A 26,592-nucleotide genomic window follows, 5' to 3' on the forward strand; every position below is an offset into this window, starting at 1 on the left:
ATGCCGCGCCGCGCGTTCAACCGAGCGCAGCGAACGCCGGCACGGTGTGTGACAACGCGGCCGCGACGACGAACACGCCGATCATCACGAGCGCTTCCAGATACATCACGTTGACGAACGTGTGCGCATCCATCGTCGATGCGGTGCGACGCAGGCGTGGCAGCGCCGATGTGCGGTTCAGCGCGCCGAGCACCAGCGCGAGCGCGACCAGCACGAGCTTCAACGTCAGCACATGACCCCACGTGCTCGCCTGAATCGCTTCGAACGAACTGCCCGAGTCGCGCACCGCATTGAAGACGCCCGACAGCAACACCAACGCGACCGCGACGATCGTCACGTTCGACACCTGGGTCGCCGTGCGGATCAGCATGCCCCGCGCGGTGGATGCCCCGAGCGCCGGCAGCACCGCCAGGCCGGAGGCCATCGCGAGTCCGCCCCATACGCTCGTTGCGAGCACATGCAGCGTCTGCATGCCGATCGCGGCCGACACCACGCCGGCATCGGCCGCATGACCGAGCGACGCCTTACCCGCCGCGATCGCGAGCACCGCGAGCCACAGCAGCGTATTGCGCAGCATGCCCGTGCCATGGCTCAGCGCGGTGCCGAGCAGCACCAGCGCGCCGCCGAACGCGACGCTCCAGCCATAGCCGACATGCGTTTGCGTCAGCACCGTCGGCACCACGCCGAACGCCGCGGACAACGCGACACCGCTCATCGACGCCGCCTGATACAGGAGCCAGCCGAGATCCGCGAGCACCAGCACGATGGTGGCCGCGAGCATCGAGCGTTGCGCGCGCATCCAGCCGGGACGCGCCGGTGAAGTGCGCTGGAGCCCGTCCCTCGCGAGCCATGCGCCGAGTAGCGCCGAGCCGACGGCGAAGCCGAACGAGACGTTCATGAGCGTGGCCATTGCGACCTGCCCGATCCACAGTCCGTTGAAGTTCATTTGACGTTGAACGCGAAGTCGCCATGGGTACGATGGCCGTCGGTGGCCACCGCGATCCAGTGCACCGCATAGCGGCCGCTCGTCAACTGAGGCAGCGCGAGGTGCATTACGCGGGCGTCCGCGCTATCGACCGTCGACGCGCCCGGCGTCGCGGGCTTGCCGTTTGCATCGGCGAGTGTGATCTTGCTGAATGCGGGCTCGAGCGGCTCGGTGAAATGGATCGTCAGGTCGGTAGGCGCGACGGCGTCGGCGTTCGCGGCCGGCACGCTCGAGATCAGATGCGCATGCGCGAACGCGGTGGACGACATGGCCAGCGCCACCGCGCCGGACATCAACGCTCGCAGCGTCGACGAGGAGAAATCGAATAGCTTCATGTAAGGCCGATAGCGGATGAGAACGAACGGAACATAGGCGGGCCGGCGAGGCGCATCGTCTGCACGACGGCCGGCGAGCCCGGAAGTGTACGCTTCGATGGCGCGCGCGGGGATCGGTTCAACCTGGCTTGATCGAATGCGTCACGCGGCATCACGCTTGCGGCGGCGACGCCGTGATTATTTTTGAGGCAAAGACGTCGACCACGATCCGTGACGCAACCAAAGTCCGAAACCGGCATAACGCGACATACTGTCGCATGGCGGTCACACCTGGAACCGTCTCTAATGCGGCAAATAGTCACCATTACCCTTCGATGATAGAATGCTGCGTCGCCGCAGCGACGGCTGTCCTTCACACCGAGCCGCCCGAAGTTCGGTCAGGTCCCCGATTCTGATGGAGTTACGCGTGTCTTCAAGACGCCTCTTCCGCCCGTTGCTTGCCCTTCTGTTGATCGGCGCCGCGGGTGTCTATAGCGCAGCGAAAGCGCAGACTCAACCGAAGGCCCCCGACACGATGGAAGCGCGCGTGCAAGGCTGCACGGCCTGCCACGGCTCGCATGGGCAAGGCACCGACAACGACTACTTCCCGCGCCTCGCGGGCAAGCCGGCGGAATATCTGTTCAATCAGTTGCAGAACTTCCGTGAAGGGCGCCGCAGGTACCCGCCGATGAACTACCTCGTCACGTATCTCTCCGACGACTACCTGCATCAGATCGCCACCTTCTTCTCGCAACAACGCCCGCCGTATCCGACGCCGGCCAAGCCGACCGTCTCGGCCGCCACGCTCGCGCGCGGTGAGCAGATCGTGCTGCACGGTGATGCATCGAAGCAGGTGCCCGCTTGCGCGGCTTGCCACGGCAAGGCACTGACCGGTATGGAACCGGCAATTCCGGGTCTCGTCGGTCTGCACGCCGACTACATCAGCGCGCAGCTCGGTTCATGGCGCTCGGGCACGCGTCACGCGATCGCGCCGGACTGCATGCACACCATCGCCACGCGCCTCAGCGACGAAGACGTGAACGCCGTCGCGGCCTGGCTTTCCACGCAGCAGGCTCCGCAAAACCCCGTGCCGGCTCCGGCCCGCTCCTTGAAGACTCCGCTTGCCTGCGGCAGCGAACCGCAATAAGGCGCCGGGAGAGACATTCAAATGAAACACAAGTCTTTGTTCGCCCTCTCGGCAGTCGTCGTGGTCGCGGCCGCCGCACTCATTCCCGTCCTGTGGTCGGGCGGCGACCGTCTGCATAGCAGCGGCGCAGCCGTGGCGGCAACGCCCGCGGACCAGGCCGACCTGATCAAGAAGGGCGAGTACCTCGCCCGCGCCGGCGACTGTATCGCCTGCCACACGGTGCGCGGCGGGCTGCCGTTCGCGGGCGGCCTGCCGATGGCCACGCCGTTCGGCACGATGTTCACGCCGAACATCACGCCGGACGACCAGTACGGCATCGGCAAGTGGACCCAGGACGACTTCTATCGCGCGATGCACACCGGCCGCTCGAAAGATGGCAGCCTGCTCTATCCGGGCTTCCCGTTCACGAGCTACACGAAGGTCACGCGCGCGGACTCCGACGCGATCTACGCATATCTGCGCTCGGTCGCGCCGGTCAACGTGCCGAGCCGTCCGCACGAACTGAAATTCCCGTTCAACCAGCGCAACATGCTGATTGGCTGGCGCACGCTGTTCTTCCGTGAAGGCGAGTTCAAGCCGGATCCGACCAAGTCGGTCGAATGGAACCGCGGTGCGTATCTGGTCGAAGGCCTTGGTCACTGCGGCATGTGCCACACGTCGATCAATGCGATGGGCGCCCCGGTCAACTCGGCCGCGTTCGCGGGCGGCCTGATTCCGCTGCAGAACTGGTATGCGCCGTCGCTGACGTCGAACCGCGAAGCCGGGCTCGGCGACTGGGACCTCAAGGACATCGCCGACCTGCTCAAGACCGGCGTGTCGAGCCGCGGTGCGGTGTTCGGTCCGATGGCCGAAGTGGTTCACAACAGCCTGCAGTATCTGTCGACCGAAGACATCAACGCGATGGCGACGTACCTGAAGACGATTCCGCAGAAGAGCGAAGCACCGGAACCGCTGCAGCTCGAAACCTCGGAAAAGTTCGGCGGCGAACTGTTGAAGCAAGGTCAGAAGATCTACGCTGACAACTGCGCGAAGTGCCACGAGGATAACGGTCTCGGCCGGCCGCCGGCATTCCCGCCGCTCGCGAACAACCAGTCGATCCAGATGCCGTCGGCGGTCAACCCGATCCGCATGGTGCTGAACGGTGGTTATCCGCCGAGCACGGAAGGGAACCCGCATCCGTATGGCATGCCGCCGTTCGCGCAGGCTCTGTCGAATCAGGAAGTCGCAGCGGTCGTGACGTACATCCGTATGTCCTGGGGCAACCACGGCACGGCCGTGTCGCCGCAGCAAGTGGCCGACTTGCGTTCGGCGCCGCTCGACTAAGCAGCGTTCGACGCACCCCGGGCGCGGCCTGCGAAATTCGCGGCCGCGCCCTTCGTTTTTTCAGGACCGGTATCATGTAGGGCTATTTGTGTTGGAGGTTGCCTTCGTGGGACCGTGCAGGAGGAAAGAGTTGTGCCCTTCGGTGAGCGTTTGAACAGCATCACCCATCTCGTCGGCGCCGTGCTGTCGGTGGTGGGGCTGGCGGCGCTCGTCACGATGGGCGCGCTCGCCGGCGACGCGTACAAGGTCGTCAGCTTCGCCGTATATGGTGCGATGCTGTTTGTGCTGTATGCGATCTCGACGCTGTATCACAGCGTCAGCCATCCGCGTCTGAAGGCGATTCTGCAGAAATGCGATCATTCGGCGATCTACCTGCTGATCGCCGGCAGCTACACGCCGTTCACGCTCGTCACGTTGCGTGGACCGTGGGGCTGGTCGTTATTCGGCGTGAGCTGGGGGCTCGCTGCCCTCGGCATCGTGCAGGAACTCACGCTCGGGCGACGCACCCGCAGCGTGTCGATGGTGCTGTACGTGTTGATGGGATGGCTCGCGCTCGTAGCCGTCCACCCGCTGGTGCAGGCGTTGCCGGCCGCGGGGACCGCGTGGCTCGTGGCCGGCGGCGTCATCTATAGCGTCGGCATCTATTTCTTCATCAACGACGAGCGCATCCGCCACGGACATGGTATCTGGCACCTGTTCGTACTGGCGGGCAGTCTGTGTCAATTCGTCAGTGTCGCGCGCTATGTCGCGTGACATTCCACGGCGACGAATTGCAACTTAAGGCCAGTCGACGTGTCTGCATAGCGCGTTGAAACATTCGGCACATCTGTGAGCGTGCCGCCGATTTCTCCGTGAACGGAACCGGGCCTCGGCCTCGAACACCCATGCGGGCGTGTCGATGCCGCGCTGGTTTTTCCGCGTTGGGGTCCTTTGGGCCCAGCGGGGCCGTTCGCGACACTGCATTGCAAAGAGCTTTTATGTCTTTTGATTCCCTCGGCTTGTCCGAACCGCTGGTCCGCGCTGTCAATGAACTCGGCTACACCAGCCCGACTCCGATCCAGACTCAGGCGATCCCGGCCGTGCTCAACGGCGGCGATCTGCTCGCCGGCGCGCAAACCGGCACCGGCAAGACCGCCGGCTTCACGCTGCCGATCCTGCAGCGCCTGAATTCGATGCCGCCGGCCGCCGGCGGCAAGCGCGTGGTGCGCGCGCTGATCCTCACGCCGACGCGCGAACTCGCCGCGCAGGTCGAAGAAAGCGTGCGCGCCTACGGCAAGTATCTGAAGCTGAAGTCGACCGTGATGTTCGGCGGCGTCGGCATCAATCCGCAGATCGATGCGCTCAGGCGCGGCATCGATATCGTCGTCGCGACGCCGGGCCGTCTGCTCGATCACATGCAGCAGAAGACCATCGACCTGTCGCATCTCGAGATCCTCGTGCTCGACGAAGCCGACCGCATGCTCGACATGGGCTTCATCCACGACATCAAGCGCGTGCTCGCGAAGCTGCCGCCGAAGCGCCAGAACCTGCTGTTCTCGGCGACCTTCTCCGACGAGATCAAGACACTCGCCGATGGCCTGCTCGACTCGCCGGCGCTGATCGAAGTCGCGCGCCGCAACACGACGGCCGAAACGGTCGCGCAGAAGATTCACCCGGTCGATCGCGACCGCAAGCGCGAGTTGCTCACGCATCTGATCCGTCAGCACAGCTGGTTCCAGGTGCTCGTGTTCACGCGCACCAAGCACGGCGCGAATCGCCTCGCCGAGCAGCTGGCGAAGGACGGCATCAGCGCGCTCGCGATTCACGGCAACAAGAGCCAGTCGGCACGCACGCGCGCGCTCGCCGAGTTCAAGGACGGTACGCTGCAGGTGCTGGTGGCGACCGACATCGCCGCACGCGGCATCGATATCGATCAGTTGCCGCACGTGGTCAACTTCGATCTGCCGAACGTGCCGGAAGACTACGTGCACCGCATCGGCCGCACGGGTCGCGCGGGTGCGACCGGCGAGGCGGTGTCGCTCGTGTGCGTCGATGAACTGCAGTTGCTGAAGGACATCGAGAAGCTGATCAAGCGTCCGGTCCCGCAGGAAGTGATCGCCGGTTTCGAGCCGGACCCGACCGCGAAGCCGGAGCCGATCCTGCGACGCGGGCAGGGCGGCGGCGGGCGCTCGCCGCGTCAGGGACAAGGCGCGGTGCGTCGTGACGGCGGTGCTGGTGGTGGCGCACCGGCCAAGCCGGCTCAAGGCTCCGGTCAGCGTTCGGGACAAGGCACGGGTCAGCGTTCGGGCCAGCCTGCGTCGAACGCTCAGCCCACGCCGCGGCCACAAGGTGCGAAGCCGGCCGGCAATGGCAATCAGCCGCGTCGCGATACGCAGCGTCACGACGATCGGGCCGCGTACCGCCGCGCATGATGGCGCTCCCGCGCACCATGCGCCGCGCAAGCCGCAGGGCAATCGTTCGCACAACGGCAATCCGGGCGCGTTGCTCGGCGGCGGCGCGAAGCGCAACGATGCGCCGCGTGGTGCGCAACCGTCGCGCAACGGCGCCCGTGGCCGTTAAGCGTCGCGCGGCCTGAAGGCTGCCCGCGCATCAGCCGTTAGCGCTTCCCTGCTCGAAGACTAACGGCTGCTCGCGGCGGCAGCCTGCTTCAAATGCTCGACCTGCCGTTCCCATCGCTCGAGCACCACACTCCCCTCTCCTTGCAATTCGAACGTGATGCCGCCCGTGAGGCGCGCATAACGGACGCTTTGCGCTTCCGCTGTGTCGATCGAGCCGAGCAGATAGACGAGGCCGCTGTCGTCGCCAGCAACACCGGGCAGCGGCGCGACACGCAACTGCACCTGATAGAACGCCGCATCGCAGACGAAGCTCAGCGCCGCGCGCCCGCTTTGCGCGATCGCGCGCGTCGCGCGCGCCTGCGGCCATAGCGCGATGCACAGCGTGCGCGAGTCGGGCGCATAGAGTTCGCCGACGCTCAGCAGAGATGTGCGCACGTGGCCGTTCGCATCGACGCTCAGTAGCGACGCGGTGAAGCCCAGCTTGTCCGCAAGCGACGAACCGTCGAACAACGCGCGCACGTTGGCCGGCCATTCATCGAACACGATCTGTTCGAGCGGACGCGCGGACGTAGATGCGGAGGAGGAAGCGCTCATGCCATCGATCCAGTCGAAGTAGTCGGTAAAGCTCCATCATGCCTCGGAAAAACCAAAGCCCGCATGAGCGGGCTGCGGTTCGCTTCGTCAGGTCGTTGCAGCTGCATTCAGCCGATGCCTCGCGCAATGATCGATAGCTCAGCGAAAGAATACGTGCTGCGTGATCTTCGCGAGCGGATAATGCACGCCCGGCTGAATGCGCGCCGGCAGATCGAGCGGCTTGAGCAGCATCTTCACGCACATGTCGGCGGACAGATTGCGGCGCACCAGCTTGTTGATGCGCGCCGCGCGCTCGCGGTTATACGCGGAGTCGTGCACGCGCTCCGGATAGCGAATTGCGAACACGTGCCGCAACGCGATCTCCGAATCTTCGTTCTTGATTTCCATCACGCGACGCATCAGCGCGCCCAGCACCGCGAGCCTACCGTTGCCCTCGATCCGGTTGTACTTCTTGAAGTACCTGAAAAAGTGCTTGTAGTGACGGACCTCGTCGGTGCGGATGTTGTCGGTGATCTGCTTGAGGACCGCTTCGTCCGAGCACTCGTTGATCGCGCGGTACAGCGTCGCGGTACCCGTTTCGACTACGCAACGCGCGACCATCTCCAGCGCGCGGGTCTTTTCGAAATCCTCGACCGAGCACGTGAGCGAATACTCGCCCATGAAATTGCGGAACGCGGTGTCCCAGTCGAACTCGGGCCATACATACGCGATATAGGTCTTCAGCGCCCGGCCGTGCTGCATTTCCTCGGGCTCCCACTCGTGGTTGAGCCAGGCCGAGACCTCGGGGTCGTCGTTGAAAAACGTACTCAGATTGCTGGTGTAGAGATCGGTGCCGCTTTCGATGAACGAAGCCGCGCACAACAACAGCAGCAGGTCCTCGTTGGCCGCGGCCTTCTGACGGTCAATGCGCGTCAGATCGATGTCTTCGATCCGCCAGGGCATGACATGGTTCAGCTCTGTGTGCATCGTGTCTTGCTCCCATGCTGTACCGACCCGTGGAGTTCTTCGCAACTGCCACCGCGCTCGCCGTGATGTTTCTGCGTGTCGGATACAACGCCGTGAATTAGAGTTGGGCCCTTGTACTCTGCATCTTAGCCGGAGATATCCGACCATGCAGATCACACAGCACAGACCATGCCGCATCGACGCAGTTCCGATTTCAAGATAGTCGAAATCTTCCAACGTGTTAAAACATGTGCGCAAGGCAAAAAAAGCCAGCCCAAAAGGCTGGCTTTTCGGACAGACGTCAGACCCGGCGGGGTTGGGGACACGGGCGGGCGCCTTGGGCGGGCCCCCTCTTCCTCAGGCAGGTTGGACGTCGCCCGGGATGGGACGCACGCGACGCATGCGCAGCGCGACGATGATCAGCGATACGCCCGAAAGCACCGCCGCAAGCAGGACGTAATAACTTGGCGCGAGTTTGTCGCCGGTCAAATGAATGAAGGTTTCGACGATGGTCGGCGCGAAGCCGCCGAAGATCGTCACACCGATGCTGTAACCGATTGAAAGGCCAGTCGAGCGCACCTGGGTCGGGAAGATCTCCGACATCAGCGCGGGCATCGGCCCCGAGTACGAGGCCTTGAAAATACCGGCGACGCCTTGCAGCACGAGCAGCCAGCCAATCGTCGGATGTGTCTGCAGCCATGCGAACATCGGATAGATCAGCAGGCCCATCAGGATCGACGTGCTCAGCATGATGCGAATTCGGCCGATGCGATCGGACAGCGCGCCCATGATCGGCGAGAAGATGAACTGCATGCCGCCGTTCAGCACGACCACGCCGAACGACGCGGCCGCCGCCATATGCAGCTGCTTGACCGCGTAAAGCGGCATGTAGAGCTGCAGCACGTACACGCCGACCGTCGACTGCGCAACCATGCCGATCGCGAGCAGCAGGTTGACCCACTGATTCGAGAACGATGCGTCCTTCGTTCCGCTGACGACCTTGTGCTCGCCAGCCGCCTCGCGAGCCGCGCGTTCTTCACGCAATGCGAGGAATTCGGGCGTCTCGTCGAGATGCGAGCGGATGTAGTAGCCGACCGGCCCGACCAGCAGACCGAACACGAACGGCACACGCCAGCCCCAGCTGTTCAGATGCTCGGCCGGCAGCCACGCGGTCAGCAGCGAACCGAAGGCCGCCGCGGTGATCGCCGCGAGACCCTGGCTCGCGAACTGCCAGCTCGCGTAGTAGCCGCGCCGGGTCGCGCTGTGCTCGACCATGAACGCGGTCGCGCTGCCGAACTCGCCGCCGACCGCGAAGCCCTGCACGAGCCGCGCCAGCAGCACCAGCAGCGGCGCCGCGAGACCGATCGTCGAAAACGGCGGCATCACGGCCATCGTGAAAGTACCGACCATCATCAGCGCGATCGCGAGCGTGAGCGCCGCCTTGCGGCCCTTGCGGTCGCCGTACACGCCGAGCACGACCGCGCCGAGCGGGCGCATCAGGAACGAGAGGCCGAAAGTGGCGATCGCGAGCAGCGTCGACAGCCACTCGTCCTGCATCGGGAAGAACTGCTTCGCGATGATCGTCGCGAAGTAGCCGTAGACCAGGAAGTCGAACCACTCGAGCGCGTTACCGATCGACGACGAGAAAACGATCCGCCGCACCATCGCTTTCGAAAGCGGCGCGGCATGGGGGGAAGCGGTCGTCGAGTGCGACGCGGGGGTGTTCATGATGGTCTCCTGCCTGTCTGCTGCGTGATAGCTGTGGTAGGTGCGGCACCGCCTGGGTCAGCGAGGCGGCTGGCGGGCGCGCAATAGCGCGGCATATGCCATGCCGCGCGTTCGTTACGTGTTACCCGGGTGTCGGACCTGAGTCCCGGTGCGGACCTCGGCCCCGTGCGTCGCCTCGTTGTGGCCTAGAAGCCGGCGGCGAGACCGTCGCGGCGGCTGTCGCTGGCCGCCACGTAGCCGCGCTCCGGCTCGTTGCGATCGAGTTGCCAGATGAACTGGCCGGAGCCGAAGTCCATGTACGGATCGTCGACCGACTTGATCGTGTGGCCGAGCTTCTGCAGGCCCTCGGTGGTCTTCGGATCGAGCGTCGACTCGATATCGACCGTGAAGTCGCGGTTGACCTTCCAGCGCGGTGCGTCGCACGCGGCCTGCGGCTGCTGAGCGTAGTCGAGCATGCGCACCACCGTTTGCAGATGGCCTTGCGGCTGCATGTCGCCGCCCATCACGCCGAAGCTCATCACCGCTTCCTGCTGGCCGTTCACCTGCTGCGTGAGGAACGCCGGGATGATCGTGTGGAACGGCCGCTTGCCGCCCTCGACGACGTTCGGCGACTTCGGATCCATCGAGAAGCCGCAGCCGCGGTTCTGCAGCGCGATGCCGCTGTCCGGCACCACCACACCCGAGCCGAAGCCCATGTAGTTCGACTGGATGAAGCTGACCATCATGCCGCTCTCGTCCGCGGCCGACATGTAGATCGTGCCGCCCGCCTTCGGCATGCCGAAGTCGAAGTGCGTCGCCCGCTTCGGATCGATCAGCTTCGCGCGCGAGCTCAGGTACGCGTCGTCGAGCATCTGCTCGGGCGTGACTTCCATCGACCGCGGATCGGCCACATAGCGATACAGGTCGGCAAACGCGAGCTTCATCGCTTCGATCTGCAGATGCTGCGACTCGACGCTGTCGACCTTCAGCGACTTCACGTCGAACTTCTCGAGGATGCCGAGCGCAACCAGCGCCGCGATGCCCTGGCCGTTCGGCGGAATCTCATGCACGGTGTAGCCGCGATAGTCCTTGCCGATCGGCTCGACCCAGTCCGCGCGGTAATTGAGGAGATCGTCGGCGCTCAGCGCGGCGCCGCCTTCGCGTGCGAACGCGGCGATCCGCTCGGCGATCTCGCCTTCGTAGTACGCGCGCGGGCCCTGCTCGGCGATCAGGCGCAGCGTCTTCGCGTGACCGGGCAAGCGCACCAGCTCGCTGACCTCAGGCGCGCGGCCGCGCGGCATGAAGGTCTGCGCGAAGCCCGGCTGATCCTTCAGTTCCGGCACCGCGGCCGCCCATTTGTACGCGACGATGCTCGCCACCGCGTGACCGCGCTCGGCGATCTCGATGGCCGGCTCCATCAGGTCGGCGAACGGCAGCTTGCCGAACTTCTGGTGCAGCGCTTCCCAACCGGCGATCACGCCCGGCACCGTGACGGCGTCCCAGCCACGCTTCGGCTGTTTCGCGAAGCCGTTTTCCTCGCCGTATTTGCGCTTGAAGTAATCGACGTTCCACGCAGCCGGCGACACGCCCGACGCGTTCAGACCATGCAGCTTCTTGCCGTCCCACACGAGCGCGAACGCGTCGCCGCCCAAGCCGCACGACACCGGCTCGACCACTGTCATCGCTGCGGCCGCCGCGATGGCCGCGTCGACGGCATTGCCGCCCTTCCACAACATGCGCAGCCCGGCCTGCGCCGCGAGCGGATGCGAGGTCGAAACGATATTGCGTGCGAATACGGGCAGACGTTGCGTCGGATAAGGGTTTTGCCAGTTGCTGAAGCCAGTCATGTCGAACACTCTCGAAAGCGCGGGCCGGCACGAAAAAGTCGCCGGACATCATGGGAAAGGTTGTAAGGCAGGTAAATCGCGGAACCCAGGATTGCATCGCGAAGCGCACCAAAAAACAAATTCATTTATCAAATGAATAAATGCGTATTGCACCTGAGTGAAGGTTCGAGCAGGTTCGGAGCGTTCGCGGCCAGTTGGCGGACAAGGGGCGCGATGGTTTTACAATAGCCGCAATCGCGTTCGTCGACGGCGGGCTTTCTGCCGGCCGCTCGATGATCGCGACGGACCACGCCGACACGACAGCCACCACCCGAGACACATGACACGAGACCCCCGCCTGACTCTCAACGCCCGGCAACAGGAATTGCTGGAATGGGTGCAACGCGACGGCTTCGTGACCGTGGACGACCTCGCGGGCCACTTCGACGTCACCCCGCAGACGATCCGCCGCGACGTCAACTGGCTCGCCGATATGAATCTGCTGCGCCGCTATCACGGCGGCGCCAGTCTGCCGACCAGTTCCGAGAACGTCTCCTACACCGCGCGCCAGCGCATGTTTCATGAAGAGAAAAGACGCATCGCGGCGCTAGTCGCCACTCACATTCCCGATCAGGCATCGCTTTTCATCAACCTCGGCACGACCACCGAGGAAGTGGCACGCGCGCTGAACCGCCACCGTGGACTGCGCGTGATCACGAACAATCTGAACGTCGCGAGCATGATGAGCGGCTACCCGGATTGCGAAGTGCTGGTGACGGGGGGCATCGTGCGGCCGTGGGATAAGGGCATCGTCGGTGAACTGGCGATCGACTTCATCCGGCAGTTCAAAGTCGATTTCGCGATCATCGGCACGTCGAGCATCGAAACGGACGGTACGCTGCGCGATTTCGACACGCGCGAAGTGCGTGTCGCCGAGGCGATCATCGAGCACGCACGCACCGTGTTCCTCGCCGCGGATCACTCCAAGTTTGGCCGCCCGGCGCTAGTTCGCCAGGGACATCTGGAGCAGATCGACGCATTGTTCACCGACGCCGCGCCGGCCGCCGACATGGCCGAAGCGCTGAACGCCGCGAATTGTCAAATCTATATCGCCGGATAATTCCAGGCGATCTCCGCCATGCTGCGGTGCACGCAAAACCTCGCGTGAAATCAAGAATCTGGCTGCGGGGCCGGACCGCCGATCGCGCGACCAATTGTCAAATGGAAAATTTACGGGGACCAGGTTGGCGTTTCATCGGTGCTCGCCTACACTCCAGTTCCCCAACGTGCGTTGCGAGTTTCGCACGGCGTCGGTTTGTGAATCTGTCGTGTAAGCCGTACCTCCCGCCCTGATCCTTAGCGGACCCCGCCCCGGCCTGTCGGTCGACTGCAAGGCTGTCCGCAATTTGCTGACATGGAGAGAACGATGCTGAGTCCGCATGAATTCGCCACGTTGTTACTCGTCAAGGACGCCCCCAACCAGGTCGAAATGGACCGAGAAGAACTCGATGCGTTGCTCGAACGCCAACTGGTGCAACTCGAACGCCTCGCATCGGGCAACGAAGAATGGCGCGTGACCGAAACCGGCGACACCGCATTGCGGGCCATCAAACGTTTTTCCTGAGATTCCCTGTCGTTCGATCCGAGAGCCGTTGGCGGCGTATCCGCGCCGCCCTGGCGGATGCGCCGCGCGCTTCGCTCGAGACTACCGGTCTCGTATCGTTCAACTCCCCTGACAGCGGGCCGCCTTCGCGGCCCTTTGTTGTGCGCATCTCATTTACACAGTAAATTCACGCGACGGACTTCCCCGCCCTCGCGCATGCCCAAGACGCTCTCCGCCGACGACATCCAGCAGTTTCGCGAAGCCATGCGACGCGTCGCCGAAAACGCATTTGCGACCCGCGGCGCGCAAGGCGTGACGATGCGCGAGCTGGCGAAGGAGCTCGGCTGCAGCGCGATGACACCGTATCGCTATTTCCGCGACAAGGAAGAAATTCTGGCGATGGTCCGCGCCGCCGCGTTCAACCGCTTCGCCGCGCGCCTCGAAGCGGCCGCGCGCGGCATCCCCGCGAACGCCCCCGCCATCGATCACAGCGCCGTCGGCCGGGCCTACGTCGACTTCGCGCTCGATGAACCGCACGCCTACCGTTTGATGTTCGATCAGACGCCGCAACAGCAAGGCGCTTACCCTGAACTGGCCGCGGCGTCGCAGCGCGCGTGGCGTCTGCTGGAAGCGCACTTCGAGCGGCTCGTCGAGGCGGGTATTCTCGAAGGCGATCCGCGCCTGATCGGCTATGCGTACTGGACGGGCCTGCACGGCTTCACGATGCTTGCGCTCGCGAACCAGCTACCGCCGTCGGCCGCGCAACAGGCGGATTCCGCCGGCGACGGAGCGCGGCAGCCATCACGTGAAGCCGTGTTCGCGCAGCTTTTGCGCATGCTGTGGCGCGGAGCGTTGGCGCCGCACAAGTGAACCGGCTCGCCGGTCAAACCGTTGCTGCTTACCCGTTACGCAAGGTCGGATCGGCACTCGCACGCCAGCTGATCGCCCTTGCGCGCTGCTCGTTGAAGAACTCGACCCACTGGTTGCGCACCTTCGGATCGCTGCTCGTCGCCTCGCTCGCATGGCGCTGCGCGATCGATGCCTGGAACGCGCAGAAGTCGTCGTTCGACAGCCGGCCGCGCCGGTTCGCCACATAGGCATCGAAGAACGTCTCATAGACGTTCTGCGCGTCGCTGCCGTAGTCGACGGTTTGCGGCGAGCACATCTTCTGTAACGCCTCGAACGACGTTGCGCCCCTCGTCCCTTCCAGACTCGGCGTACTCACGCATCCCGCCAGCAGCGCCGCCGCGCCGATCATCAAAAGTCCACGCATACATCACCTCGAAATGGCTGCTACCGAGAGTATCGTCCGCGGTCGCGCGTTGCGCCACTCCGTGCCATTCGACCCAGGCTCGCTCGGGTCGAAGCGAACTTTACTTTTTCGAATACGTTCATTAAAGTTCGAAAACGAACATGATTCGTTCAATCAGCTTTCCAACTTACTCCCAGATTCGATGCAGAGGCTCACCAGGTGACGCAAGGCACGAAATACGATTTGCTCGTCGTCGGTGGCGGGATCAACGGCGCCGGCATCGCCCGCGACGCGGCCGGCCGCGGCCTGACGGTGCTGCTGTGCGAGCAGGACGATCTGGCCGCGCACACCTCGTCGGCAAGTACCAAGCTGATCCACGGCGGCCTGCGCTACCTCGAGTACCGCGAGTTCGGGCTCGTGCGCAAGGCGCTGCAGGAGCGCGAGACGCTGCTGCGCGCGGCGCCGCACATCATCTGGCCGCTGCGCTTCGTGATGCCGCATATGCCGGATCTGCGCCCCGCCTGGCTGATCCGCGCGGGTCTGTTCCTGTACGACCATCTGGCCAAACGTGAGCTGCTGCCGGGCTCGCGCGGCATCGTGATGAGCCGGCATCCGGCCGGCGCGCCGCTCGTCGAAACGATCAAGCGCGGCTTCGTTTATTCGGACGGCTGGGTCAACGACGCGCGCCTCGTCGTCCTGAACGCACTCGACGCGCACGAGCGCGGCGCGACGATCCTCACGCGCACGAAGCTGGTCAACGCAGAGCGCGCCGGCGGCGAGTGGCGCGCGCAACTGCAACGGGCGGACGGCACGACGCTCGACGTGCGCGCCGCCGCGATCGCGAACGCGGCGGGCCCGTGGGTCGGCGAGCTGCTGAAGGGCGCGCTCGGCCGGCCATCGGCGCATAGCGTGCGGCTCGTCAAGGGCAGCCACATCGTCACGCGGCGCCTGTTCGAGCACGACCACGCGTACATCTTCCAGAACGCCGATAAGCGGATCATCTTCGCGATTCCCTACGAGCACGACTACACGCTGATCGGCACCACCGACCTCGAATATCGCGGCGACCCGTCGCAAGTCGCGATCGACGCCAACGAAACGCAGTATCTGTGCGATTCGATCAACCGCTACTTCAGGCAGAAGATCTCGCCGGCCGACGTGCGCTGGAGCTATTCGGGCGTGCGCCCGCTGCTGGAGGACGAGAACGCGGACAATCCGTCGGCGGTCACGCGCGACTACTCGCTCGAACTCGACGCGCCCGCGGAACAGGCGCCGCTGCTGTCGGTGTTCGGCGGCAAGATCACGACGTTTCGCAAGCTCGCCGAGCAGGCCGTCGATACGCTCACCGACGCGCTGCGCCACGGCGGGTCCGCGTGGACCGTCGACGCGCCGCTGCCGGGCGGCGACATCGCACAGGCGAACTTCAATCGCTTCCTCGGTGAGTTCTCGCGCGAGCACGCATGGCTGCCGGCGTCGCTCGCGCATCGGCTCGCGCGCGCGTATGGCACGCGCGCGAATTGCGTGATCGGCCTCGCGCGCTCGCGCGCCGAGCTCGGTCGCGAGTTCGCGCCGGGACTGCACGAAGCCGAGCTGGTTTATCTGCGCGATACCGAATGGGCGCGCACCGCGCAGGACGTGCTGTGGCGGCGCTCGAAGCTCGGCCTGCACGTCGAGCCGGGCACGCTCGATGAGGTTACGCGCGATATCGACGCGTGGTTCGCGCGCGAACCGGCCCGGCAGAGCGCGTAGGCGGCCCGGCCGGGCAAACTGGCATGCCCCGACAAAAGCGGCGGCAAACACAACGCGGCGCCAATGCCGGGTGAAGCAAACGGCGCGAGCCCGTAGAAACGGCGCACACCATCCGCGCGTCCCGGGCCGGCCCCACCGCAGCTTCGGCTGGACGACACCGGCACGCGCCCTCACACTATGGCGGCCCGCTCACGACAACACGCCGCTCGCATCGCCGGCCAGCAATCCGGCGATCCGTAACATGCATGGAGAAGAGACAATGCTGGATCAGTACGTTCTCGCGCTTGACCAAGGCACCACCAGCTCGCGCGCGATGCTGTTCGACCGGCGCGGCAACGTCGTGTCGACCGCACAAAAGGAATTCCAGCAGATCTACCCGCACCCGGGCTGGGTCGAGCACGATCCGCAGGAAATCTGGTCGACGCAGGCCGGCGTCGCCGCCGAGGCGGTCACGCGAGCCGGCATGAACGGCACGTCGATCGCGGCGATCGGCATCACGAACCAGCGCGAAACCACGATCGTGTGGGATCGCGAAACCGGCCACCCGATCTACAACGCGATCGTCTGGCAGGACCGCCGCACCGCCGACTTCTGCGACGACCTGAAAGCGCAGGGTCTCGAAGCGAGCGTGCGCGCGAAGACCGGCTTGCCGATCGACTCGTATTTCTCGGCGACCAAAATCCGCTGGATTCTCGACAACGTCGAAGGCGCGCGCGAAAAAGCGCGTCAGGGCCGGCTCGCGTTCGGCACCGTCGACAGCTGGCTGATGTGGAATTTCACGAAGGGCGCGCTGCACGTCACCGACGTGACCAACGCGTCGCGCACGATGCTGTTCAACATCCACACCCTGAAGTGGGACGACGAACTGCTCGCCGCGCTCGACATTCCGCGCAGCATGCTGCCGGAAGTACGGCCGTCGTCGGAGGTGTACGGACCGACGGTGACCACCGTGTTCGCGTCGAAGATTCCACTCGCGGGCATCGCCGGCGATCAGCACGCCGCGCTGTTCGGCCAGATGTGCACCGAGTCCGGCATGGTCAAGAACACCTACGGCACCGGCTGCTTCCTCGTGATGAACACGGGCGCCAAACCGATCGAATCGAACAACAATCTCGTCACGACGATCGCCTGGCAGATCGGCGAGCGTATCGACTACGCGCTCGAAGGCAGCATCTTCATCGGCGGCGCTGTGGTGCAGTGGCTGCGCGACGGCCTCGGCATCATCAGGAACGCGGCGGAAATCGAAACGCTCGCGCGCGGCGTGCCGCATTGCGACGGCGTGTATCTCGTGCCCGCGTTCGCCGGCCTCGGCGCGCCGCACTGGAACGCGCATGCGCGCGGCACGCTGTTCGGCGTCACGCGCGGCACGACCTCCGCGCATCTCGCGCGCGCGGCGCTCGATTCGATCGCCTATCAATCGCTCGATGTGCTGAAGGCGATGGAAGCCGACTCGGGCATTCGCATCGGCGAGTTGCGCGTGGACGGCGGCGCCTGCGCGAACAATCTGCTGATGCAGTTCCAGGCCGACATCCTCGGCGTCGACACGGTGCGCCCCCAGGTGTCCGAGACCACCGCACTCGGCGCCGCCTATCTGGCCGGTCTTGCGGTGGGCTACTGGAAGGACATCGACGAGTTGAAAAGCCAGTGGAAGCTCGAGCACCGCTTCACGCCGGCGCTACCGCATGCGGAGGTCAGGACCTGCCTCGATGGCTGGCAGCGCGCGATCCGCGCGGCGAAGGCGTGGGCCGATACGCCGTAAGGCCGCGGGCGCGCAGAACGCCAAAAGGACGCGGTCCGAAAGTACGTATGATGACGCTTTTCATCCCGGCGCGCGGGCCAGTAACCCGCCGCCCCGCGCGTTTTGCGCTTACCGTTTTTCAGGCATGATCGACCACCTCATCTGTGACTGCGACGGCGTGCTCGTCGACAGTGAAGTCATCGCCGATCGCGTGATGTTCGACACGCTGACGGCCACCTTCCCCGGCATCGATTTCGCCCCCGTCGTCAAAACCGCGTTCGGCCAGCAAACCTCGCGCTTTCTCGCCGGCCTAGAAACGCGGTTTGACATCACGCTGCCGGTGAACTTCCTCGACACGATCGAGCACCATGTCGAGCTCGCGCTCGCCGCGTCGCTCGGTCCGATCCACGGCGTGCGCGACGCGCTGCAACGCGTGACGCTGCCGGCAGCGGTCGTGTCGAACAGCCGTATGTCGCGCGTCGCCGCATCGGTACGGCGCGCGGGTCTGCAGCAGATTTTCGGCGAGCGCGTGTTCAGCGCCGAGCAGGTCGCGCGGCCGAAGCCGTATCCGGACGTCTATCTGTTCGCGGCCACGACGCTTGGCGTCGTGCCGGCGCGTTGCCTCGTCGTCGAGGACAGCGTCGCGGGTTTGAACGCGGCGCGCGCGGCAGGCATGAAGACGATCGCGTTCGTCGGCGCGAGCCATATTCCGGACGGCTACGCGGATGCGCTGCGCGCGATGGGTATCACGCGAATCATCAAGCATATGGATGAACTGCCGGCGCTCATCGAGGCGGGCGTGCGCGGCGAATTCGGCGACGTGCAGTCGTAGCGGTTTTGCGCAACGCCGATAAAAAAGCCGGTTCTTCGGAAGAAGAACCGGCTTTTTTGCGTCATGGCGTCGCGTGCCGCTCGATGGACGGCCCGTCAAGCCTCGGCCATCGCGCCCTCGCGCACCTGCGCGAGCGACTCGCGAAACTCGACCAGCTCGGCGATCGTCAGCATCGGCAGATCATGTTGCACGGCGAAGCGCTCGACGTCCGCGCCGCGCGTCATCGTGCCGTCGGCGTTCATCAGTTCGCACAGCACGCCGGCCGGCTTCAGGCCCGCGAGAATCGCCAGATCGACGGTGCCTTCGGTGTGGCCGCGCCGCGCCAGCACGCCGCCCGGCATCGCGCGCAGCGGGAACACGTGGCCGGGGCGCACGATGTCGGCGGGTTTGGCCGTATCGGCGATCGCGGCGCGGATCGTGGTCACGCGATCCTGCGCGGACACGCCGGTGCTGACGCCTTCGCGCGCTTCGATCGACACCGTGAACGCGGTGCCGTGACGGCTTTCGTTGTTGACGGCCATCGGCGGCAGTTCGAGCGCGCGGATCTTGTCGTCGGGCAGGCACAGGCAGACGATGCCGCTGCATTCCCGGATCAGCAGCGCCATCGTTTCGACCGACAGGCGCTCGGCCGCGACGATCAGATCGGCTTCGTTCTCGCGGTCGTGGTCGTCCTGCAGCACCACGGCGCGGCCCTCGCGCAGCGCCTGCAAGGCGGCGGCGATACGCGGCGGAACGGCTTCGGTGGCAAGCAGCGGGAGATCGGCGAAGGCATCGTCTGCAATCGTCGACGGAGCAGGAAAAGCAGCAAAGGACATGGTTGAAACGCTCATCGCAAAAGTTGGGCGAGAAACGTTTCAGGGCATTGCAAACAGACTGACACGCGCCGCCCAGGCGCCGCGCGGAAGCGGACGCTGATACGCCACCCGGCTACAGGCGGCGTCGCGGAACGCACATGACTATCTGCACATCTTCTTCCATCCGGACTATGACCGTCGGCTCTGGCTTCTGACCAGATCTGCTGACCCCGCTCCTGTCTGCGCTATGCCGAAGGCTAAGCGATGCGGGCGCTCGCGGGCTTGCCGGCTCACGCTGTCGCGCTGCCGGCCCACCGCCGGTGGGGAATTTCACCCCGCCCTGAAGACGCACTGATTGCCGGTTCGACCGGCGGGCGAAGCATACAACAGTCGCGCGAGCGCTGCAGCGCGACGAACAAAGACCCTACTCACTGCATTTGACCTGCATCGACGCCCTGACCCGCGCTTGAACCTCGACGCCGTCGATTCTCAACCCGGCACACCTTCGAGTGCGGCTTCGTCGCGTGCGGCGCCCGCGGCCGGCACTTCCCAGCGCGGCGGCGTCTCAGCCCGCAGCGTCACGCGAAACGCGCGCGCCTCGGTGTCGCCGGGATTGCGCAGGCTGTGCGGCTGGTCGGCGTCGAACACGATCGCGTCGCCGGTCGCGAGCAGTTGACGCTGGTCGTGCACGCTGACTTCGAGCGTACCGTCGCTGACCACCAGATTCACCGTCGTGCCAGGCGCGCGGCGCACGCCCGCTTCGGTATGCAGCGGGGCGATCCGCAGTTCGTGAAACTCGGCGGCGATCGACTCGTCGTCGGGATAGAGCGGCCGCACCGAGTAGCGACCGTTCGCGCTGACCACGCGGGCCGAGCGCTCGGCCGGCAGATGCTCGAAGCCGTTGGTCGCGTGACGCCGCAGGAACGCCGCCACCGACACCTTCAGTGCCGCCGCCACCTTGCACAGCACCTTGATCGACGGCACGCTGCGCGCCGACTCGATCTGCGCGAGCATGGCGCGCGACACGCCTGATGCGCGCGCCAGCGCATCGAGCGAAAGCTGCCGTTCGGCGCGCAGCCGCGCCAGATTCACGCCGACCAGCTGTTCGAGCGCATCGAAGGGTTCGGCGGAGCGCGGTGACGCGTCGGTGTCGGCATCGGCAGAGGGATCGCGGACCAGCGCGAGCGGGGAATGCATATTGGCCTCCAGAGCCCCGCCAGGCGGGGCAAGAGCAGTAAGTGGAAGCAAGATAGCATCGGCTTTGGCCGCGCCCAACGAAGTTATCCTCACACTGTTATCAGCATGGCGGAGGCAAGCAACTGACGACTCACGCGCTTTGCGCGAGCGCGCGCGCCGGCGCATCCATGCGCGCCGCGAACCACGTCAGCAGCAGCGCGGCGACGCTGACCGCGGCGGCAACCCACGGCAAGGTATCGAGCGCGTGGCCGTGATTGATCACGAGACCGCCGAGCCACGCACCCGCTGCATTGCCGACGTTGAACGCGCCGATGTTCAGTGTCGACGCGAGATTCGGCGCGGCGGCGGCCTTCTCGACCACGCGCATCTGCAACGGGGGCACCGTCGCGAACGCCGCGATGCCCCACACGAACACCGTGATCGCGGCAGCCGCTTGCGAATGGCTGGTGCGCGCGAAGATCGCCATCACGACCGCGAGCGCGGCGAGAATGCCCATCAGCGACGGCATCAGCGCGCGGTCCGCAAGCTTGCCGCCGACCATGTTGCCGACCGTCAGGCCCACGCCGAACAGCACGAGGATCAGCGTCACGCCGCGCGGCGAAAAACCGCTCACCTGCTCGAGGATCGGTGCGATATAGGTGAACACGACGAACACACCCCCGAAGCCGAGCACCGTCATCGCGAGGGCGCTCCACACTTGCGGGTCTTGCAGCACGCGCACTTCGTGGGCGAGGCCGGCGGGGCCGGTGTCGTGGCGGTTCGGCACCAGCGCGCTGATGCCCGCGAGCGACAGCACGCCGAAGCCGCTGACGATCCAGAACGCCGCGCGCCAGCCGAACTGCTGGCCGATGAAGGTGCCGAACGGCACGCCGAGCACGTTCGCGAGCGTGAGGCCCGTGAACATCAGCGCGATCGCGCTCGCGCGCTTTTCGACCGGCACGAGCGAGGCCGCGACCACCGCGCCGATGCCGAAGAACGAGCCGTGCGCGAACGAGGTCACGACGCGCGCGATCATCAGCACCGAATAACCCGGCGCCACCGCGCACAACACATTGCCGACGATGAACACGCCCATCAGCAGCTGCAGCGCGAACTTGCGCGACATCCTGCTCGTGACTACCGCGAGCAGTGGCGCGCCGACCGCGACGCCGAGCGCATAGCCGCTGACGAGCAGGCCCGCGGACGGGATCGACACGGCCAGATCCCGCGCCACTTCGGGCAACAGGCCCATGATGACGAATTCGGTGGTACCGATGGCGAAGGCGCTAATCGCGAGCGCGAGTAATGGCATGGGCATTTTTCCGCTCCGGGAATGAGGTGGGATCAGGGTTTGGGTTGAAGGGCCTGGCGCGCCGCCGTCACGAATTCGATGACGACGCCCGGCGCGAGCGCGACGAACAGCTGCCGCTGCTCCTGTTGCACAGCGCTCGCCGGCACCTGCGCGGTCTGATAGCCGATGTCGTGCGCGCCGAGCCGCTCGAGCAACGCTTGCCATTCGCCGGCGCTATCGAGCCGAAAGGCGATGTGATCGATGCGCGGCATGACGCGGCCCGCCGCGCCGGAAGCCGGCGCGGCGATCAGATGCACTACCGGGCGGCCGCTTGCGTACAGCCAGTAGCCGTCGACGGAAAACGGCGGGCGCGCGCCTTCGGTGAGCCCGACGATGTCGACGAAGAAACGTCGGGCGGAATCGAGGTCGGCGGTGACGATGGTCGCGTGACCGAGTTGCATGACGAAGGACAGCAGCGGAGGTTTCGACGGCTGCATTGTCGCGGCGTGACGCCAATTTGATAATTGGCGTAGCATTTGAAGCATTTTCAAATTCCGCTTGAAAGCCAGCGATGGATAACCTCGGCGACATCCGCCTCTTCGTCGAAGCGGCGCAGCAAGGCAGCCTGTCGGCGGCGGGCCGCAAGATGGGCCTGACACCCGCCGCGGCGAGCGCGCGGCTCGCGAAACTGGAAGCGAGGCTCAAAGCGCGCCTGTTCGAGCGCACCACGCGGCAGCTACGGCTCACCGACGAAGGCCGCCTCTACCTGAACTGCTGCCGCCAGGCGCTGCAATCGCTCGACGACGCCGAAGCCGCGCTGCAAGCGGGCCAGGGCGTCGTGCGCGGCAAGGTGCGGGTGTCGGCGACCTCGGACTTCGGCCGCAACCTGCTGATGCACTGGCTCGACGAATTCAACGCGCTGTACCCGGACGTGACGTTCGCGTTGACGCTGTCGGATGCGCTGGCCAATCTCGTGCAGGAGGACATCGATCTGGCGATCCGCTTCGGCGTGCCGCAGGACAGCTCGCTGGTCGCGCGCCGGCTCGCGCCGAACCGGCGGGTGCTGTGCGCATCACCGGAATACGTCGGGCGTCGCGGCGAGCCGAAGAACCCGCTCGACCTCGCCAATTTCGACTGCATCGTGCTCGGCACCGCATCGGGGCCGGCCAGCGAATGGCGCTTCACGCGCGGTGACGAGGTGCAGCACTACAGCGTGCCGTTCGAAGCGGCGCGCGAAACCAACGACGGCGCGGTCGCGCGCGAATGGGCGCTGCGCGGCTACGGCATCGCGATCAAATCGATGTGGGACGTGGAAGCGGACCTGCGCGCCGGTCGCCTGAAGATCCTGCTGCCGGAATGGCGCTACCCCGATGCGCCGCTGCACGCGCTGTATCACCGCAATCGCTTCATGGCGCCGCGCGTGCGCGTGCTGCTCGATTTCCTCGCCGAGCGCTTCGCGCAGGTGTCGGATGAACTGGAAAGCCTGCTGGGACTGCCGCCGGACCGGCCAATGAGCGCCGAAACCCCCGTTGCGTGAAGGGCTATAATATGCAGTTACGCTGCAAAGACACGCGCAAGCCGGCCATCACGCGCCGCGCTGCCCCGCGCCGCGGCCTCCTTCACCTTTTACGACGCCCCCAGGTTAACCACTGCGACCGGCGAAATTCGATGACCAAGAAAGTTTATGTAAAGACCTTTGGCTGCCAGATGAACGAGTACGACTCCGACAAGATGGTCGACGTGCTCGGTGCCGCTGAAGGACTCGTCAAGACCGACACGCCGGAAGACGCCGACGTGATCCTGTTCAACACCTGCTCGGTGCGCGAAAAAGCGCAGGAAAAAGTCTTCTCCGACCTCGGCCGCGTACGCGAGCTGAAGGACGCGAATCCGAATCTGATCATTGGCGTGGGTGGCTGTGTCGCGAGTCAGGAAGGCGCATCGATCGTCGCGCGCGCGCCGTACGTCGATATCGTGTTCGGTCCGCAAACGCTGCACCGCCTGCCGCAGATGATCGACGAGCGCCGCGCGAGCGGCCGCGCGCAGGTCGATATTTCGTTTCCCGAAATTGAGAAGTTCGATCACCTGCCGCCGGCGCGCGTCGAAGGTCCGAGCGCGTTCGTGTCGATCATGGAAGGCTGCAGCAAGTACTGCAGCTACTGCGTCGTGCCGTACACGCGCGGCGAGGAAGTGTCGCGTCCGCTCGACGACGTGCTGACCGAAATCGCCGGCCTCGCCGACCAGGGCGTGCGCGAAGTCACGCTGCTCGGCCAGAACGTGAACGCTTATCGTGGAAAATTCGGCGGCGCGCTGACCGTGGGTTCGACCGAGATCGCCGACTTCGCGACGCTGATCGAATACGTCGCGGACCTCCCCGGCATCGAACGGATCCGCTACACGACGTCGCATCCGAAGGAGTTCACACAGCGCCTGATCGACACCTACGCGAAGGTGCCGAAGCTCGTCAGCCACCTGCATCTGCCTGTGCAGCACGGCTCCGACCGCATCCTGATGGCGATGAAGCGCGGCTACACCGTGCTCGAGTACAAGTCGGTGATCCGCAAGCTGCGCGCGATCCGCCCGGACCTGTCGCTGTCGACGGACATGATCGTCGGCTTCCCCGGCGAGACCGAGGAAGACTTCGCGAAGATGATGGCGCTCGTCGAAGAGATGAAGTACGACACGAGCTTCTCGTTCATCTACAGCCCGCGTCCCGGCACGCCGGCCGCGAACCTGCACGACGACACGCCGCGCGAGGTGAAGCTCAAGCGCCTGCAGCATCTGCAGGCCACGATCGAAGAGAACGTGCAGCGCATCAGCCACGCGATGGTCGGCAAGGTCGAACGCATTCTGGTCGAGCGCCCGGCGCGCAAGGATCCGAACGAGCTCGCGGGCCGCACCGGGAACAACCGCGTCGTCAATTTCCCGGCGCCGGTCGCGTCGCATGCACGGCTGATCGGTCAGATGGTCGACGTGAAGATCGTGCACGCGTATCCACACTCGCTGCGTGGTGAACTCGTGATGGTTCACGACGACAGCGCCGCGACGACGCATTGAACGACATTCTGAGTACCGCAACCGACAGGATCGACTCACCGCCTTGAAGACCACTCAGCAGCCTCTGGAATTCACCGCACCGCGCGAAGATAATGCGCGGCTCGCCAACCTCTGCGGACCGCTCGACGAAAATCTGCGGCAGATCGAGCAGGCGCTCGACGTGACCCTGCAGCGCCGCGGCCACCGCATCGCGATCCGCGGGCGCGGCGCGAAGCTCGCGCTCACCGCGCTCGAAAACTTCTACAACAACGCGCGCGAGCCTTTGTCGGTCGACGACATCCAGCTCGCGCTCGTCGAAGTGCGTCATCCGGTGCGTCATCGTTCGAATGGCAACGGCAATGGCAATGGCGACACCGTCGACGCGCACTTCGCCGGCAATCCCGACCACCCTTTCGACCAGCCCGCCGACACCAATGCGAGCGAGGACGACTTCGAGGAATACGGCCCGAAGCTGTACACGCGACGCGCGGATCTGCGCGGCCGCACGCCGGCGCAGCGCGAGTACCTGAAGCAGATCGTGTCGCACGACGTCACGTTCGGCGTCGGCCCCGCCGGCACCGGCAAGACCTATCTCGCGGTGGCCTGCGCGGTCGACGCGCTCGAGCGCGACCAGGTCAAACGCATCGTGCTGACGCGCCCGGCCGTCGAGGCGGGCGAGCGGCTCGGCTTTTTGCCGGGCGATCTCGCGCAGAAAGTCGATCCGTATCTGCGCCCGCTCTACGACGCGCTGTACGACCTGCTCGGCTTCGACAAAACCGCGAAGATGTTCGAGCGGCAGATGATCGAAATCGCGCCGCTCGCATACATGCGCGGCCGCACGCTGAATCACGCGTTCATCATCCTCGACGAGGCGCAGAACACCACGCCCGAGCAGATGAAGATGTTCCTCACGCGAATCGGCTTCGGCTCGAAGGCGGTCGTCACCGGCGACACGACCCAGGTCGATCTGCCGCGCGGCCAGAAGAGCGGGCTGATCGAAGCGCAACAGGTGCTCGCGAACGTGCGCGGCATCGCGCTCACGCGTTTCACGAGCGCGGACGTGGTGCGGCATCCGCTGGTCGCGCGAATTGTGGAGGCGTACGATGCGCATGCGCAGAAGTCGCCGGCCGCGGTCGATCCGCGCTAAAGCGATGCGCTTAGCAGCGCGAGGCCCGCGTCGCCTCGCCGCAAAAAAAAAGACTGAGCCAGGAATGCCACGCATAGAAACCGCATGAGCCGCACCCCGAAACTGACGTTGAGCCTGCAATTCCCCGCCGCCAAAGCCTGGCCGGAACACAAAGCGCTGCTGCCGCGCGCGACGGTGGCCGGCTGGATCAAGGCGGCGCTGTTCGCGGACGGCGAACTGACGGTTCGGTTCGTCGACGCCGAAGAAGGCCGCACGCTGAATCGCACCTATCGCGGCAAGGATTACGCGACCAACGTGCTGACCTTCGCCTATGCCGAATCGGAAGATGATCCGGTCACGGGCGATCTGATTCTGTGCTGCCCGGTGGTCGAGAAGGAAGCCGCCGAGCAGGGCAAGCCGCTCGCCGCGCATTACGCGCACCTGCTCGTGCACGGCACGCTGCATGCACAGGGCTACGACCACGAGGTCGAAGAAGAAGCCGAGGAAATGGAAGCGATCGAAACCGAAATCCTCGGCAAGCTCGGCTTTCCGGACCCTTACCAATAGGCGTTCCGCCCCTCCTCGACGCCAGCCCGCCC

The 26,592-nt window shown here is 65.3% G+C and carries 24 protein-coding genes, 1 pseudogene and 1 riboswitch; of the genes and pseudogenes, 14 read left to right on the forward strand and 11 right to left on the reverse strand.

Annotation, left to right across the window (positions count from 1 at the left end):
- Nucleotides 1-16: 16 nt before the first annotated feature.
- Nucleotides 17-946 carry a CopD family protein gene (locus OKW40_RS13570; RefSeq protein WP_429490171.1) on the reverse strand — a complete coding sequence of 310 codons (930 nt, stop codon included), beginning with the start codon at nt 944-946 and terminating at the stop codon, nt 17-19.
- The gene (gene copC / locus OKW40_RS13575) at nt 943-1,320 is read right to left on the reverse strand and encodes a copper homeostasis periplasmic binding protein CopC (RefSeq protein ID WP_184022972.1); all 378 of its coding nucleotides are present in this window, start codon (nt 1,318-1,320) and stop codon (nt 943-945) included. The genes OKW40_RS13570 and copC overlap by 4 nt, the downstream gene beginning before the upstream one ends.
- A 394-nt stretch (nt 1,321-1,714) precedes the next feature.
- On the opposite strand from copC, the gene OKW40_RS13580 reads away from it, so the two are divergent.
- The 4 genes and pseudogenes from OKW40_RS13580 to OKW40_RS13595 all read left to right on the forward strand — a co-directional run bounded on the left by OKW40_RS13580 (nt 1,715) and on the right by OKW40_RS13595 (nt 6,328).
- Entirely contained in the window at nt 1,715-2,446 is a 732-nt protein-coding gene (locus OKW40_RS13580) for a c-type cytochrome (RefSeq protein WP_184058384.1), read from the forward strand.
- A 21-nt stretch (nt 2,447-2,467) separates the two neighbouring features.
- Nucleotides 2,468-3,769 carry a c-type cytochrome gene (locus tag OKW40_RS13585; RefSeq protein ID WP_429490174.1) on the forward strand — a complete coding sequence of 434 codons (1,302 nt, stop codon included), beginning with the start codon at nt 2,468-2,470 and terminating at the stop codon, nt 3,767-3,769.
- A 132-nt stretch (nt 3,770-3,901) separates the two neighbouring features.
- Nucleotides 3,902-4,522, forward strand: coding sequence for a PAQR family membrane homeostasis protein TrhA (trhA, locus tag OKW40_RS13590; RefSeq protein WP_035471054.1), 621 nt, complete (start codon nt 3,902-3,904; stop codon nt 4,520-4,522).
- 224 nt (nt 4,523-4,746) lie between these two features.
- Nucleotides 4,747-6,328: pseudogene (locus OKW40_RS13595) on the forward strand (DEAD/DEAH box helicase).
- A gap of 59 nt (nt 6,329-6,387) precedes the next feature.
- On the opposite strand, the gene OKW40_RS13600 reads toward OKW40_RS13595, so the two are convergent.
- The 4 genes from OKW40_RS13600 to OKW40_RS13615 form a co-directional block, all read right to left on the reverse strand.
- Nucleotides 6,388-6,921, reverse strand: coding sequence for a hypothetical protein (locus OKW40_RS13600; protein WP_090801778.1), 534 nt, complete (start codon nt 6,919-6,921; stop codon nt 6,388-6,390).
- Nucleotides 6,922-7,059: 138 nt separating this feature from the next.
- A complete protein-coding gene (locus OKW40_RS13605; RefSeq protein ID WP_026226031.1) occupies nt 7,060-7,887 on the reverse strand; it encodes a ferritin-like domain-containing protein in 828 nt (275 codons plus the stop codon).
- A 336-nt stretch (nt 7,888-8,223) separates the two neighbouring features.
- The gene (locus OKW40_RS13610) at nt 8,224-9,594 is read right to left on the reverse strand and encodes an MFS transporter (protein ID WP_187609944.1); all 1,371 of its coding nucleotides are present in this window, start codon (nt 9,592-9,594) and stop codon (nt 8,224-8,226) included.
- Between the two features lie 185 nt (nt 9,595-9,779).
- On the reverse strand, nt 9,780-11,420 hold the full coding sequence (locus OKW40_RS13615; protein ID WP_429490176.1) for a gamma-glutamyltransferase family protein: 1,641 nt from the start codon (nt 11,418-11,420) through the stop codon (nt 9,780-9,782).
- Nucleotides 11,421-11,739: 319 nt separating this feature from the next.
- Here OKW40_RS13615 and OKW40_RS13620 point away from each other — a divergent pair, with 319 nt between their 5' ends.
- The 3 genes from OKW40_RS13620 to OKW40_RS13630 all read left to right on the forward strand — a co-directional run bounded on the left by OKW40_RS13620 (nt 11,740) and on the right by OKW40_RS13630 (nt 13,872).
- Nucleotides 11,740-12,519, forward strand: coding sequence for a DeoR/GlpR family DNA-binding transcription regulator (locus OKW40_RS13620; RefSeq protein WP_429404459.1), 780 nt, complete (start codon nt 11,740-11,742; stop codon nt 12,517-12,519).
- 306 nt (nt 12,520-12,825) lie between these two features.
- On the forward strand, nt 12,826-13,023 hold the full coding sequence (locus tag OKW40_RS13625) for a hypothetical protein (RefSeq protein ID WP_167368606.1): 198 nt from the start codon (nt 12,826-12,828) through the stop codon (nt 13,021-13,023).
- 195 nt (nt 13,024-13,218) lie between these two features.
- Nucleotides 13,219-13,872: a TetR/AcrR family transcriptional regulator gene (locus OKW40_RS13630; protein WP_429490178.1), complete on the forward strand. Its 654-nt coding sequence runs from the start codon at nt 13,219-13,221 to the stop codon at nt 13,870-13,872.
- Between the two features lie 28 nt (nt 13,873-13,900).
- Here the strand turns inward: OKW40_RS13630 and OKW40_RS13635 are convergent, their stop codons facing one another.
- Nucleotides 13,901-14,275 carry a hypothetical protein gene (locus OKW40_RS13635; RefSeq protein WP_184050855.1) on the reverse strand — a complete coding sequence of 125 codons (375 nt, stop codon included), beginning with the start codon at nt 14,273-14,275 and terminating at the stop codon, nt 13,901-13,903.
- 198 nt (nt 14,276-14,473) lie between these two features.
- On the opposite strand from OKW40_RS13635, the gene glpD reads away from it, so the two are divergent.
- The 3 genes from glpD to OKW40_RS13650 all read left to right on the forward strand — a co-directional run bounded on the left by glpD (nt 14,474) and on the right by OKW40_RS13650 (nt 18,573).
- Nucleotides 14,474-16,003, forward strand: a complete 1,530-nt coding sequence (gene glpD, locus OKW40_RS13640; protein ID WP_429490180.1) for a glycerol-3-phosphate dehydrogenase — start codon at nt 14,474-14,476, stop codon at nt 16,001-16,003.
- A 259-nt stretch (nt 16,004-16,262) separates the two neighbouring features.
- Nucleotides 16,263-17,762, forward strand: a complete 1,500-nt coding sequence (gene glpK, locus OKW40_RS13645; RefSeq protein ID WP_090805462.1) for a glycerol kinase GlpK — start codon at nt 16,263-16,265, stop codon at nt 17,760-17,762.
- Between the two features lie 124 nt (nt 17,763-17,886).
- Nucleotides 17,887-18,573: an HAD family hydrolase gene (locus OKW40_RS13650; protein ID WP_184058398.1), complete on the forward strand. Its 687-nt coding sequence runs from the start codon at nt 17,887-17,889 to the stop codon at nt 18,571-18,573.
- Nucleotides 18,574-18,668: 95 nt separating this feature from the next.
- Here OKW40_RS13650 and ribB read toward each other — a convergent pair whose 3' ends face one another.
- From ribB to OKW40_RS13670, 4 genes are all read right to left on the reverse strand, one after another.
- Nucleotides 18,669-19,388: a 3,4-dihydroxy-2-butanone-4-phosphate synthase gene (ribB, locus tag OKW40_RS13655; protein WP_429490182.1), complete on the reverse strand. Its 720-nt coding sequence runs from the start codon at nt 19,386-19,388 to the stop codon at nt 18,669-18,671.
- A gap of 147 nt (nt 19,389-19,535) precedes the next feature.
- A riboswitch (FMN riboswitch) is annotated at nt 19,536-19,719 on the reverse strand.
- A 137-nt stretch (nt 19,720-19,856) separates the two neighbouring features.
- Entirely contained in the window at nt 19,857-20,564 is a 708-nt protein-coding gene (locus OKW40_RS13660) for a helix-turn-helix domain-containing protein (RefSeq protein ID WP_429490184.1), read from the reverse strand.
- A 130-nt stretch (nt 20,565-20,694) separates the two neighbouring features.
- Complete coding sequence (locus OKW40_RS13665; RefSeq protein ID WP_429490186.1) at nt 20,695-21,861, reverse strand: MFS transporter; 1,167 nt, start codon at nt 21,859-21,861, stop codon at nt 20,695-20,697.
- Nucleotides 21,862-21,887: 26 nt separating this feature from the next.
- The gene (locus tag OKW40_RS13670) at nt 21,888-22,295 is read right to left on the reverse strand and encodes a VOC family protein (RefSeq protein WP_429491973.1); all 408 of its coding nucleotides are present in this window, start codon (nt 22,293-22,295) and stop codon (nt 21,888-21,890) included.
- Nucleotides 22,296-22,405: 110 nt separating this feature from the next.
- On the opposite strand from OKW40_RS13670, the gene OKW40_RS13675 reads away from it, so the two are divergent.
- The 4 genes from OKW40_RS13675 to ybeY all read left to right on the forward strand — a co-directional run bounded on the left by OKW40_RS13675 (nt 22,406) and on the right by ybeY (nt 26,560).
- The gene (locus tag OKW40_RS13675) at nt 22,406-23,371 is read left to right on the forward strand and encodes a LysR family transcriptional regulator (RefSeq protein WP_429490188.1); all 966 of its coding nucleotides are present in this window, start codon (nt 22,406-22,408) and stop codon (nt 23,369-23,371) included.
- A 131-nt stretch (nt 23,372-23,502) separates the two neighbouring features.
- A complete protein-coding gene (miaB, locus tag OKW40_RS13680) occupies nt 23,503-24,888 on the forward strand; it encodes a tRNA (N6-isopentenyl adenosine(37)-C2)-methylthiotransferase MiaB (protein WP_184058408.1) in 1,386 nt (461 codons plus the stop codon).
- Nucleotides 24,889-24,931: 43 nt separating this feature from the next.
- On the forward strand, nt 24,932-26,014 hold the full coding sequence (locus tag OKW40_RS13685; protein ID WP_184058409.1) for a PhoH family protein: 1,083 nt from the start codon (nt 24,932-24,934) through the stop codon (nt 26,012-26,014).
- A gap of 84 nt (nt 26,015-26,098) precedes the next feature.
- Nucleotides 26,099-26,560, forward strand: coding sequence for an rRNA maturation RNase YbeY (ybeY, locus tag OKW40_RS13690; protein ID WP_018421765.1), 462 nt, complete (start codon nt 26,099-26,101; stop codon nt 26,558-26,560).
- Nucleotides 26,561-26,592 lie beyond the last annotated feature (32 nt).

Source organism: Paraburkholderia sp. RAU6.4a, from assembly GCF_050435625.1.
Taxonomy (GTDB): Bacteria; Pseudomonadota; Gammaproteobacteria; order Burkholderiales; family Burkholderiaceae; genus Paraburkholderia; species Paraburkholderia tuberum.

What these genes read in the sequence shown, in the direction of transcription:
- OKW40_RS13570 (WP_429490171.1), bottom strand. Translation starts at nt 946, where the DNA reads ATGAACTTCAACGGACTGTGGATCGGGCAGGTCGCAATGGCCACGCTC.
- copC (WP_184022972.1), bottom strand. Translation starts at nt 1,320, where the DNA reads ATGAAGCTATTCGATTTCTCCTCGTCGACGCTGCGAGCGTTGATGTCC.
- OKW40_RS13580 (WP_184058384.1), top strand. Translation starts at nt 1,715, where the DNA reads ATGGAGTTACGCGTGTCTTCAAGACGCCTCTTCCGCCCGTTGCTTGCC.
- OKW40_RS13585 (WP_429490174.1), top strand. Translation starts at nt 2,468, where the DNA reads ATGAAACACAAGTCTTTGTTCGCCCTCTCGGCAGTCGTCGTGGTCGCG.
- OKW40_RS13600 (WP_090801778.1), bottom strand. Translation starts at nt 6,921, where the DNA reads ATGAGCGCTTCCTCCTCCGCATCTACGTCCGCGCGTCCGCTCGAACAG.
- OKW40_RS13605 (WP_026226031.1), bottom strand. Translation starts at nt 7,887, where the DNA reads ATGCACACAGAGCTGAACCATGTCATGCCCTGGCGGATCGAAGACATC.
- OKW40_RS13610 (WP_187609944.1), bottom strand. Translation starts at nt 9,594, where the DNA reads ATGAACACCCCCGCGTCGCACTCGACGACCGCTTCCCCCCATGCCGCG.
- OKW40_RS13615 (WP_429490176.1), bottom strand. Translation starts at nt 11,420, where the DNA reads ATGACTGGCTTCAGCAACTGGCAAAACCCTTATCCGACGCAACGTCTG.
- OKW40_RS13620 (WP_429404459.1), top strand. Translation starts at nt 11,740, where the DNA reads ATGACACGAGACCCCCGCCTGACTCTCAACGCCCGGCAACAGGAATTG.
- OKW40_RS13625 (WP_167368606.1), top strand. Translation starts at nt 12,826, where the DNA reads ATGCTGAGTCCGCATGAATTCGCCACGTTGTTACTCGTCAAGGACGCC.
- OKW40_RS13630 (WP_429490178.1), top strand. Translation starts at nt 13,219, where the DNA reads ATGCCCAAGACGCTCTCCGCCGACGACATCCAGCAGTTTCGCGAAGCC.
- OKW40_RS13635 (WP_184050855.1), bottom strand. Translation starts at nt 14,275, where the DNA reads ATGCGTGGACTTTTGATGATCGGCGCGGCGGCGCTGCTGGCGGGATGC.
- glpK (WP_090805462.1), top strand. Translation starts at nt 16,263, where the DNA reads ATGCTGGATCAGTACGTTCTCGCGCTTGACCAAGGCACCACCAGCTCG.
- OKW40_RS13650 (WP_184058398.1), top strand. Translation starts at nt 17,887, where the DNA reads ATGATCGACCACCTCATCTGTGACTGCGACGGCGTGCTCGTCGACAGT.
- ribB (WP_429490182.1), bottom strand. Translation starts at nt 19,388, where the DNA reads ATGTCCTTTGCTGCTTTTCCTGCTCCGTCGACGATTGCAGACGATGCC.
- OKW40_RS13660 (WP_429490184.1), bottom strand. Translation starts at nt 20,564, where the DNA reads ATGCATTCCCCGCTCGCGCTGGTCCGCGATCCCTCTGCCGATGCCGAC.
- OKW40_RS13665 (WP_429490186.1), bottom strand. Translation starts at nt 21,861, where the DNA reads ATGCCCATGCCATTACTCGCGCTCGCGATTAGCGCCTTCGCCATCGGT.
- OKW40_RS13670 (WP_429491973.1), bottom strand. Translation starts at nt 22,295, where the DNA reads ATGCAACTCGGTCACGCGACCATCGTCACCGCCGACCTCGATTCCGCC.
- OKW40_RS13675 (WP_429490188.1), top strand. Translation starts at nt 22,406, where the DNA reads ATGGATAACCTCGGCGACATCCGCCTCTTCGTCGAAGCGGCGCAGCAA.
- miaB (WP_184058408.1), top strand. Translation starts at nt 23,503, where the DNA reads ATGACCAAGAAAGTTTATGTAAAGACCTTTGGCTGCCAGATGAACGAG.
- ybeY (WP_018421765.1), top strand. Translation starts at nt 26,099, where the DNA reads ATGAGCCGCACCCCGAAACTGACGTTGAGCCTGCAATTCCCCGCCGCC.